Consider the following 10777-nt stretch of genomic DNA (forward strand, 5'->3'; position numbering starts at 1 on the left):
TGCCATAGGGATATACGTTATATCCGTAGACCACACTTGATTACTCCTCTGAATATTCAATCCTTTGAGCAGATATGGATATTTACGGTGAGCTTGATTGGCCTGACTTAGATTTGGTTTGCAATATAACGCCTGAATACCCATTTTCTTCATTAAAGTACGTGTATGACGTCGTCCTATATGATGTCCTTGACGATTCAATAAATCACGCATCATACGGCTACCTGCAAAAGGGTATTGCATATGTGACTCATCCATACAGCGCATCAGCTTCAGATCTGATTCACTCGCAGGTTTTGGGCGATAGTAATAACAACCACGGGAGACTTTCAGCAGCTTAGCTTGCTTAGATACTGAAATCTGAAGTGAGTCGTCGATTAACTTTTGTGGTTGAAGCGGCCCAGTTTCTTCAACACACCTTCTAAAAAATCAATTTCTAATGCCTGCTCACCGATTTTTGCATGTAGTTTTTTTAGATCGATGGATGGTTCTGTTGGAGCTTTTGATTGATCGAAAGCTTGCGAGGAAGCTGAAATCAGACGATTTTTCCAGTCAATAATTTGGTTTTGATGAACATCAAATTCAGCACTCAATTCAGCAAGTGTTTTTTCTGCTTTAATCGCAGCAAGTGCTACCTTAGCTTTAAAATCATTTGAATGATTTCTTCTTGGTCTACGTGCCATAAAATACTCCTTATATCGATGTTTATAACATCATTCGGGGAGCAAAATATCACTTATAGGTGTTGTTCAAATTTCCTGATCCACCTCTGTGAGAGATTGAGATTCCTGTTAGCAAATAGCAGTTACACAGAATTTTGACTGGGTTCTTTTACGGTACTCATCACAAATAATGAGCGTGGAACTTGATAATTCATTAAAAAAGCCCAATCCGGAGGATATGGGCTTTTAAAAATGTTATATACCATTGAATTAAAACAAATTTTTAATTAATTTCGTATAAGGTGTATTATGTTAATTTTAGAAAATCTTAACCAGAGCTTGTAAACTATTTGTGTAAGTTCAATTTTTTATAAATGATCTTTTATCTACTAATAAAAATGAAAAGTAATACTGACATTTTTTCTTAAATTTTTATAAAGTTAAAGCACTTTTAATAGTTTAGATTTCTTTCATGACTACAAATCCAGAAAAAATTTCGAAAATTTACTTAATCTTAAGCCAGACCTATGAAATTTTCGAGAATACAGATGATCCATGGATGACCAATGGATTATCAAGCAATCCTTTTAAAAGTCTGGTTTCTGTCTGCTTATCAACTATGACTACGACTAGCAGAGTTGTAAAAGCATGCGTTCCGTTATATGAAAAGGTATCAACATTTGAGGAACTATTAAAACTAGAGGATGAAGAATTAAGAGAAATAATTAAACCTGTAGCACATTACAATCGTAAAACTAAAAACCTAAAAGTTATGGCTCATCAGATTATTACTAAGTTTAATGGTGAGATACCAAGCAACAAAAAAGACTTACTCTCATTGCAAGGAGTTGGGCCAAAGGTTGCAGATATTATGATGAATTTTGTATTCGACACCCCTAGTATCGCTGTAGATACGCACATTTTAAGACTACTAAATAGGCTAGGTATCGTGAAAACATCTTCGGCTGAAATTGCAGCTGAGACTATAAATACCATCACACCAATTGAATTTAAAAAGCATGCTCACGAATGGTTAATTCAACATGGCATGAAAGTATGTCATGCAAGAAAACCTAAATGTGAAGAATGTGTCATATGTAATTATTGTTCTTATAAAACCATCGGATGATGTTTTATATCTACTTCATTAATACTAAACTGATTGAATTATTCCATACAGTAGAAATTAGAGAGGAATGACGTATGTAAGTACCTCATTTAACATAATGGTGGTTATACGAAACGCATATTTTAAATATATAAAAATCATACACTTGTGTTATAGTGGTGATGCTCGACGATGTCGAAAAGCTGACTTGGAAACAAGTCAGCTTTTTTATGAGCAGTTTTGATAGTTCTTGCCAATAAAATTGTTTAAAAAATAGTCAATTTTGAGTTTTTTCAAATTTTATCAATGCCTCAATGTCCCAAATTATCCACATTTTTTGTGGATAAAATTTAGGCTATTTTGTACGCCCTGACGCACATACATATCGGCTCTTTGCGGCTACCTGGAACAGTGGAATTTCCCTATGATGAACTCATCAGGAACAGGAAGTTCCATAACATAAAACAAAAATTATAAGTTATTGCACATGGACCAGAGGGTACAACAGCACAATCAGCGACAATAAAAAACCCCGGCAGGATGCCGGGGTTTTTTATTACCTATCATTTCTCATTTGCAAAACAAGCATAATGCCTCTAAAATATAGACTATAATCTATATTTTGGTTGTGGTATGTGGACAGTCATTACGACAGATCTATTTAATCAGTGGCTTGAACAGCAAGATGAATCTACTCAAGAGAAGGTCCTAGCTGCCCTGGTTGTTCTACAGCAGCAGGGGCCGAGTTTAGGCCGCCCTTTAGTAGATACTGTGTATGAGTCTAAATTTACCAATATGAAAGAACTGCGCGTTCAACATCGCGGTAGACCCTTAAGAGCTTTCTTCGCATTTGATCCCTTACGACAGGCTATTGTTCTATGTATTGCTGATAAAGGCGGTAAAAAGCGTTTTTATAAAGACATGCTGGATATTGCAGATGAACAATACCAACTTCATCTCACTACCCTAGGAGATAAATCTAATGGCTAAGACTCTGCAAGAATTGTTAGCTAGCCGCTCTCCAGAGAGCCAAGCCCGTATTCAAAAAATGGCAGATGAATTACTGCTAGAAAATCAGCTTCATCTTATTCGTGAAGAACTCGAAATTTCTCAAAAAGAGCTTGCTGAAACTTTGGGAATAAAACAGCCATCGCTTTCAGCAATAGAAAATCGTGGCAATGATCTTAAGATTTCAACCATGAAAAAGTATGTTGAGGCAATGGGTGGGAAGCTCCGTATTGATGTAGAGCTTCCAACAGGAAAACATATAGGATTCAACGTTTAACAATAAAAATGGGAGCTATAGGCTCCCATTTTTAGATTCGTATAACGTTGAACCCAACGGTAAATAGTCGTGTGATCAACATTCACACCCCGTTCGGCCAGCATTTCCTGCAGTTCACGATAGCTAATGCCATATTTACAATACCAGCGCACAGCCCAAAGAATGATTTCGCCCTGAAAATGCCGACCATGGAAAGGATTCATATGCTGCACCTTTAGCTAAAACAGTCTTCAGCTTACCATTCGTGGTTATTTGCAACAGTGCCTGTTGAACTATGTCCGGGAAGGGGACAGGGTGATTGTACATTCCATGGATCGTTTTGCTCGAAGCTTAAAAGATTTAGTCACTGAAGTAGATAAACTGGTCAAACGAGGAATTGCCATCCAGTTCGTAAAAGAAAATATTACTTTCACTGCTCAATCTACCCCGATGGATAATTTGATGCTGCAATTGATGGGCGCTTTTGCACAGTTCGAACGTGAGATCATTTTAGAGCGTCAAAAAGAAGGAATAAAACTGGCCTCTGCTCAAGGAAAGTACAAAGGGCGTGTACATAAATTGAAACCTGAACAGGCTGAAGCTTTAAGACAAGAATGGAAGGAAGGAAAGTACCCTTCAAAAATGGCATTAGGCCAGGCATTTGGAATTAGTCGCCAGGCGGTATACCGCTATTTAAAAGCAAGTGAGTAACTCAATTAAAATGGAAAATATTCGAAATTTTCTTGAAGATAATCAAGTCAAAATCTACTTCTGTACCATCTTTATCGGAGTTATTTTTGGATTAACCATCAGTGGAGCGACGATTTTAGAAAGTTTGATTAACCCTGCACTGGCATTAATGTTATTTGCTACTTTTTTACAAGTACCTATTGCAGAAATTGGCAAGGCATTAAAAAATTTACGTTTTATTTCTGCATTACTTATTACTAACTTTATTGCCTTACCTTTAATTACGGCAGGTCTAATACAATTTTTACCTGAAAACCCACTTATTCGTTTAGCTGTACTTTTTGTTCTACTAGCACCGTGTATTGATTATGTGATTACTTTCACCCATGTTGGGAAAGGTAATGCAAGATTATTACTTGCGATGACACCTGTATTATTGCTTATCCAAATGATCTTATTACCAATTTATCTTGGTGTACTCCTCGGAGAAGAGGTAGCTCAGCTTGTTGAAATTGGTCCTTTTGTCCATGCGTTTGTATGGTTCATTGTTGCACCCTTAGCAATGGCAGCTATAGTTCAGTTCATTGGGAATAGAAATGAACAAGCAGAAAAAGTGGCTGAAAGCCTAAACTTATTTCCTGTACCTGCCACAGCCCTAGTTTTGTTTATCGTCCTAGCATCAGTTATGCCTCAAATTGGGCTTGCAAAAAGTGCAGCTCTTCAAGCTTTACCAATTTATATTTCTTTTGCCATTATTGCTCCATTCGTGGGTTGGATAATTGCTCGTATTTTTCGATTAGAATCTGGCTCTGCTAGTGCTGTGTCCTTTTCAGCATCATATAGAAATTCATTTGTTATTCTTCCATTAGCTTTTGCAATTCCGGGAAGTATGCCCATAATTCCTGCTGTAATCTTGACTCAGACTATCGTTGAACTATGCTTTTTACCAATCTATATTCGTCTGATACCTCGACTATTCAAAACCTAGAGATTTAGAGATTTAAACATTTAAGTAGTTGTTATAGTTAGATAAAAGTATTCAGAAGCCCACGCTTACATCGAGTAATTTAATAAAGGGGGGGGAGCTAGCTCCCCCCCTCTTTTATTCATTTGCTAATTAAAACTTACTCGCAACTTGATATGTGATGAATGAAAAGATGTAGGCTAATGCAAACAAATAAGTTGCCATAATGATGGGCTGTTTCCAGCTGCCAGTTTCTCGTCTAATTGTTGCTAACGTAGCAAGACAATGGGGAGCAAAAATAAACCATACCAATAATGATAAACCTGTGGCTAACCCCCATCCATCCGGGCCTGAAATTTGACTTAACAGACTTTGAGTTACTGTATCTTCATCACCTGACATCGCATAAATCACCCCAAGAGCAGCAATTACAACTTCCCTTGCTGCCATAGCAGGAATGAGTGCAATACATATTTCCCATGTAAACCCAATAGGCGCAAATATAGGATGAATTAAATGCCCTAACTGACCAGCTAAACTATAGTTAATGGCCGGCATGGTTGCATTATCTGGTGGTTGAGGGAACGTGACTAGCACCCATAACAAGATAGACAGCGCAACGATAATGCCACCAACTCGTTTTAAGAAAATAGTTGCCCTATCATATAAGCCTAATGCAATATTTCTAATATCTGGAATTCGGTATGTGGGAAGTTCAAAAATAAAAATACTTTCAGTTTTATCTTTTCGAACCAATTTCAGAAACACTGAAACTAATAACGCTGAGACTATTCCCGACATATAAAGACCAAAAAGGACTAATCCTTGCAGACTTAACCAGCCGTAGATTAATTGGTTCGGAATAAATGCCGCGATCAATAAAGCATATACTGGCAATCTTGCTGAACAGGTCATCAAGGGTGCAATCATAATTGTTGCTAATCGGTCCCGTTCAGAGCTGATACTTCTGGTTGCCATAATTCCGGGAATCGCACAAGCAAAACTGGATAGCAGAGGAATAAATGAACGGCCGCTAAGCCCGGCTTTAGACATTAATTTATCTAAAAGAAATGCTGCTCGGGGTAAATAGCCTGACTCTTCAAGCATTAAAATGAAGAAGAATAAAATCAAAATCTGAGGCATATATGCAAGCACGCTACCTGTGCCAGCAATTACCCCATCCACAACCAAGCTTTTTAATAGAGGATGTTGGATTAGTGGTCCAATAAAATCACTGAGCCATGCGACAAAATTTTCAATGAATTCAATAAAAGGCGTTGCCCATATAAATACCGCCTGGAACATCACAAACATGGTTAAAGTTAAGATTACTAAACCCAATACAGGATGTAGAAAAATTTTATCTAGAAATGCGGTTCTTTTATCACCACTGTCATTATTTAAAATAACTTGTTTGGTGATTTGTTTGACCTGTTCAAAATGACTTAATTCAGAATGATAAGGAGTAATAAAAAGATTTTTTTGATCTAATTGATTAATTAAATCTTGAATTCCTTTTGTTTTAACTGCGACAGCTTCAACTACAGGGATACCTAACAGTTGAGACAGTTTATCCTTATCAATGGAAATACCACGCTTTTTGACCTCATCCATCACATTTAATACAAGAATCATAGGGCGATTTAGAGCACGAACTTCGAGAACCAAGCTCAAATGTAAGCTTAAATTTGTGGCATCTACAACGCATATAAAAATATCGGGTAGAACTTCACCTTTTAGCTCGCCCAAACAAACTGCCCTGGTGACTTCTTCATCTAAACTACTAGGTTTTAAACTGTAAGTTCCGGGTAAGTCCAATACTCGTACTGCATCACCAGAAGGTAATTTAAAAGAACCTTCTTTTCTTTCTACGGTAACTCCAGCATAGTTGGCAACTTTTTGTCGCGTACCAGTAAGCGTATTAAATAAAGAGGTTTTTCCACAATTTGGATTACCGACTAATGCAATGTTCTTAATCTTCATTGGATACTAACTCTACAAAAATTCTTTCAGCTTCATTCTTTCTTAATGCGAATCTTGAAGTTTCAATTTGAACTAAAACAGGATCTCCGCCAAAAACACCTTTAGCGAGTACTTGTAGAGTTTCACCCTCTCTAAAACCTAATAGTTGGAGCCGTTCCAATACGGGATCAGTGGTATGACTGTATTGATTACCTTTTTTGAGATCTCTAATTTTGACGATCTGATTTTGTTTAACTTGAAATAGATTCATTTTCGAGACTCTTACTTCAAAGCCAAAATCTTTCGAGCACCATTAAGCACGAATAAAGAAACCAGGATGCCAATGATTAAGTCTGGGTAAGCTGATCCCGTCCACGCCACGAGTACACCGGCAAATATAACGCCCATATTTACGACAACGTCATTCGCCGAGAAAATCCAACTGGCTTTCATATGTGCGCCATCTTCTCGATGACCAGAAATAAGATATAAGCATGTCACGTTAGCTATAAGTGCGAGCAGGCCAATAACAATCATGAGCGTTGATTCTGGCTCGCTTCCAAACATGAATCGTCTAATGACATCAATAATCACGATGACAGCAAGTAATAACTGAATCCAACCTGCGAAATGGGCTGCTTTCACTTGATATTTCGCAGCTTTTCCGACGGCATATAGCGCAATACCATAAACGGCTGCATCGGCAAACATATCTAGAGAATCAGCAATCAATCCTGTAGACGCAGCAATAATACCGCTGATGAATTCTATAAAGAACAGTAGAGCATTAATGCCTAATAACAGTTTAAGTACTTTAGCTTGTCTCACAGGATCAGGTTCATTGGGTAGATCACCTGAAGAAAGCTGTGTTTCATCAAGTTTCGCCCCAAAACCCAGTCCTTCAAGTTTGGCCGTAATTTGCTGAATCCCTTCATTATGGAAGACTTTCAGTTTTCGATTGGGAAGATCAAAAGTAAGACCTTTAACTGCTTCAAGATCTGCAAGAGTCATACGGACCATTTGCTCTTCAGCAGAGCAATCCATTTTAGGAATGGTGTAGGTACTTGTTTGCTTGGCCTGTTGATTGCTTATATAAGTTTCAGTCTTCACAAGCTTTGCCCCAAAACCCAGTCCTTCAAGTTTGGTGGTTATATTTTCATCTTTTTGATTATGTAGAACCTTTAAAGAACGGTTAGGTAAATCAAAGATGAGTTTTTGAACACCATCAATTGAAGATAGTGCCATACGAACCATCTGTTCTTCCGCAGAACAATCCATTTTGGGAACTAAGTATTCACTCATGTAGTGCGAATCTTTTAAAACGTTTTCAGTGCTTAAATTTTCTTTGGGATCAGAACCACAACAGGATTGAGCGGTATCTTCACAACTGTTTGAAGTGTTACAGCAAGGAGATGAAGATTTTTCTTCTTTCTCTTCACCACAACAGCTAGGCGTATTATCACAATTCTTTGAATTGCTTGCTTCTGCAATTGATGGATGATTTTCTTGTTGAGATTTCTTATCTTCGCATGGTGTTTCTTTACTACATCCACAGCCACTCATAGTTATACCCATTAAAAAAATTTATAAACTTTGAATATTAGAATCCCTATAGTTACTATAGAGTCAAGATTTTTTGGAAATACTAACTCAATGCATTTAAAAATTGGTGAACTCTCTAAAAAAACCTCATGTTCAGTATTAACAATTAGGTTTTATGAAAAGGAAGGTTTAATTCCGGAACCGGAAAGAACGGAAGGAAATTACCGCCTTTACGATGTAGGCTATGTTGAGCGAATTAAGTTTATTTTGAATTGCCGAACTTTAAATATGAGTTTGAATGAAATTCGTCAATTACTCACCTATAAAGATAATCCCAAGAAAAATTGTTCAGATGTGAATGAATTAATTGACTTACATGTCAGTGCTATCAGGGAAAATATAATCAAGCAACAAAAGCTTATTGAACAATTATCTGATTTAAGAGGTACTTGTGATGGCTTATGTACAATTGACCAATGTGGAGTTCTAAAAAATCTAGCTTGATTATCTAGACCTATGCTTTTTTCAAAAATTCTGTATATCTTTACTTAAGGCTGCAAAAAGTTTAAGGTTACTCAAATTCTGTGATCAGATCTTTGATAGATCTGGACAGCTTCTTATTGGTGTTTTAAATACAGATTTGTGTATGAAGAGAAAAACATTTCTAATCCAGATATTGGTACTCTTATTCACATTCCAGAATATTTGGAGTGTGGCAGAGGCTGCGTGTCTGCATGAAATGCCAAACATACCCAATTCAATACTCTCTAATCCAATCGATTTAGACGAAAAGAGTGATAGTCCTCGTCAAGCACTTTATTCCCTAGAAAACTATAAAGAAATCTATGACTATTGTCAGAAGGTTTGTTTTAACGAAAAGTGCAGTCATTTCTCAAATACAATCGTGATTCAGATTGACCCACCCGATGATCTGAAGCTTAAAGCTAATTTTGAGACCGGCATTACCCCAACTTATTTGGGAATAACTTTTTATAAACCCCCTTATCTGGATCAATTAACCCCGCCTCCCGATTTGCCCCTACTATTGGTGGGGTAGTCTTATAAAAGCCCACCACTCCTAATTTCATTATGCGTGGGGCATTTTCATGTCAAAAAACAAATTACATCAGGATACCTCCATCCTGAATTTATCCTGGTCAGCCTTAGGTAGCGGTATCTTGCTATCTGCAATGATCAGCTTCNCGTGGGGCATTTTCATGTCAAAAAACAAATTACATCAGGATACCTCCATCCTGAATTTATCCTGGTCAGCCTTAGGTAGCGGTATCTTGCTATCTGCAATGATCAGCTTCAGTACTTCCGTAGTCGCCAGTACTCAAGATTTAACGCTGCAGCAAGCTATTGAGCAGGTTAACCAATATCAAGCGTCCCAAAATTTCTGGGAAACGCAAAACAGCATTAATGCCACGAATCTTCAGCAAAGTAAGCTGTTTAAAAATCCTGAACTGTCAGTTGAACAAACGGGATTTGGTTCAAATAATGAAAAAGAGCTTACCATTGGCATATCACAACCCTTGGATATTTTTGGTGAGCGAAGAGCAAACCAAAAATTAGCCAGTCTCTCTACAGATAAAACAGCGCTGAAACAGAAGATTTATCAAGCACAAATTGAGCTTGCAGTGAAATATGTATGGTCACAACTGGCCATTGCTGAACTTGAAAAAAACATTGTCAATGAACAACTTCGGGTGAGCCAAGAAAACCTTCAAGCAATCGAAAAGCGCTTTAATGCAGGCAGTATTGCCCAAGTAGATGTAAATCGCGCACGTTTAAGCCATGCTGAAAATATCCGTCTTTTTAGACAGGCAGACTTACAGGTACAAGTGGCCACCCAACAATTATCAAATTTATGGGGTACGTCTGATAAGTCATTGCAGGTAAACCTCTCTTCACAAAAGCTCTGGCCAAAATCGACTCATGAACAGGTTCAAGAATATTTAGCGGAAAACTACGTTGAGAAATATCGAGCTTTACTGGTATTAGAGTCTCAAGCAACGGTTGATCAACTAAGGGCAAAGGCACGTCCTAACCCCACTTTAAACCTAGGTGTCAACCGCACCCAATCCTTGGAAAACTCCACACAAAATCAATTAGTAGTCGGAGTCAGTGTACCGCTTAATATTTTCGATCGTCAGCAAAATGGCATAAAAATCGCGCAAGAAAAAATGAACTTATTAGAGCGTCAGAAAGAGTTTTATCTGAAGCAAAATGCGCTGCAAATAGGCACAATTTTAACCGAGTTGCAGGGTTTAGAGCTGCAATTCAAAGTCGTTGACGAGACTCAAATTCCTTTGGCGACTCAAGTTCAAAGTAAGACGCTACAAGGTTTCTTGGCAGGCAAGTTTGCTTTAACCGATGTTCAGCAAGCCACGCTTCAATTACAAGACATCCGTCTGCGTAAAGTCCAGTTGTTACGGGATGGCTGGCAAAAGGCCATTGAAGCAGAAAGTTTGAGCTTAGGCATTAGCCCAAGTGAAGTCATGTCGAAAGATGCTATTGCACAAATCAATCAAAACTTATGGCAAGACATACAGGCCATGCCTGTCATTGGTGGGGGAAATTAA

Annotated in this window: 11 protein-coding genes and 2 pseudogenes; 8 read left to right on the forward strand and 5 right to left on the reverse strand. The window is 37.7% G+C overall.

Features of this window, described 5'->3' with window-relative positions; all coding sequences use genetic code 11:
- Positions 1-683: pseudogene (locus tag OKC24_RS16735) on the reverse strand (IS3 family transposase); the annotation flags it as partial.
- A gap of 451 nt (positions 684-1134) precedes the next feature.
- Between OKC24_RS16735 and OKC24_RS16740 the strand changes: the two are divergent.
- The 3 genes from OKC24_RS16740 (at position 1135) to OKC24_RS16750 (ending at position 3055) form a co-directional block, all read left to right on the forward strand.
- Positions 1135-1791 (forward strand): endonuclease III domain-containing protein, encoded by a 657-nt coding sequence (locus tag OKC24_RS16740; RefSeq protein WP_086197754.1) that lies wholly within the window; start codon positions 1135-1137, stop codon positions 1789-1791.
- Between the two features lie 612 nt (positions 1792-2403).
- Positions 2404-2760, forward strand: coding sequence for a type II toxin-antitoxin system RelE/ParE family toxin (locus OKC24_RS16745; protein ID WP_000269911.1), 357 nt, complete (start codon positions 2404-2406; stop codon positions 2758-2760).
- The gene (locus tag OKC24_RS16750) at positions 2753-3055 is read left to right on the forward strand and encodes a helix-turn-helix domain-containing protein (protein WP_001140620.1); all 303 of its coding nucleotides are present in this window, start codon (positions 2753-2755) and stop codon (positions 3053-3055) included. Before OKC24_RS16745 ends, OKC24_RS16750 begins: the two co-directional genes overlap by 8 nt.
- A 41-nt stretch (positions 3056-3096) precedes the next feature.
- On the opposite strand, the pseudogene OKC24_RS16755 reads toward OKC24_RS16750, so the two are convergent.
- A pseudogene (locus tag OKC24_RS16755) lies at positions 3097-3258 on the reverse strand (IS6 family transposase); the annotation flags it as partial.
- 37 nt (positions 3259-3295) lie between these two features.
- Here OKC24_RS16755 and OKC24_RS16760 point away from each other — a divergent pair.
- Positions 3296-3745: a recombinase family protein gene (locus tag OKC24_RS16760; protein WP_082190876.1), complete on the forward strand. Its 450-nt coding sequence runs from the start codon at positions 3296-3298 to the stop codon at positions 3743-3745.
- 10 nt (positions 3746-3755) lie between these two features.
- A complete protein-coding gene (locus tag OKC24_RS16765; RefSeq protein ID WP_004665958.1) occupies positions 3756-4712 on the forward strand; it encodes an arsenic resistance protein in 957 nt (318 codons plus the stop codon).
- Positions 4713-4841: 129 nt separating this feature from the next.
- Here OKC24_RS16765 and feoB read toward each other — a convergent pair whose 3' ends face one another.
- The 3 genes from feoB to OKC24_RS16780 are packed head-to-tail and all read right to left on the reverse strand — an operon-like array spanning position 4842 to position 8213.
- Positions 4842-6671 (reverse strand): ferrous iron transporter B, encoded by a 1830-nt coding sequence (gene feoB, locus OKC24_RS16770; protein WP_265466037.1) that lies wholly within the window; start codon positions 6669-6671, stop codon positions 4842-4844.
- Complete coding sequence (locus tag OKC24_RS16775; RefSeq protein WP_004665962.1) at positions 6661-6921, reverse strand: FeoA family protein; 261 nt, start codon at positions 6919-6921, stop codon at positions 6661-6663. Before OKC24_RS16775 ends, feoB begins: the two co-directional genes overlap by 11 nt.
- Positions 6922-6932: 11 nt before the next feature.
- On the reverse strand, positions 6933-8213 hold the full coding sequence (locus tag OKC24_RS16780; protein WP_100243226.1) for a cation diffusion facilitator family transporter: 1281 nt from the start codon (positions 8211-8213) through the stop codon (positions 6933-6935).
- A gap of 90 nt (positions 8214-8303) precedes the next feature.
- Between OKC24_RS16780 and cadR the strand changes: the two genes are divergently transcribed.
- From cadR to OKC24_RS16795, 3 genes are all read left to right on the forward strand, one after another.
- Positions 8304-8696: a Cd(II)/Pb(II)-responsive transcriptional regulator gene (cadR, locus tag OKC24_RS16785; protein WP_004992253.1), complete on the forward strand. Its 393-nt coding sequence runs from the start codon at positions 8304-8306 to the stop codon at positions 8694-8696.
- A gap of 142 nt (positions 8697-8838) precedes the next feature.
- Complete coding sequence (locus OKC24_RS16790) at positions 8839-9249, forward strand: hypothetical protein (RefSeq protein WP_004733191.1); 411 nt, start codon at positions 8839-8841, stop codon at positions 9247-9249.
- A gap of 160 nt (positions 9250-9409) precedes the next feature.
- Positions 9410-10777, forward strand: a complete 1368-nt coding sequence (locus OKC24_RS16795) for a TolC family protein (protein ID WP_004281854.1) — start codon at positions 9410-9412, stop codon at positions 10775-10777.

Origin of the sequence: Acinetobacter entericus, assembly GCF_026168575.1 — a bacterium.
In the GTDB taxonomy this organism is placed as follows: domain Bacteria; phylum Pseudomonadota; class Gammaproteobacteria; order Pseudomonadales; family Moraxellaceae; genus Acinetobacter; species Acinetobacter bouvetii.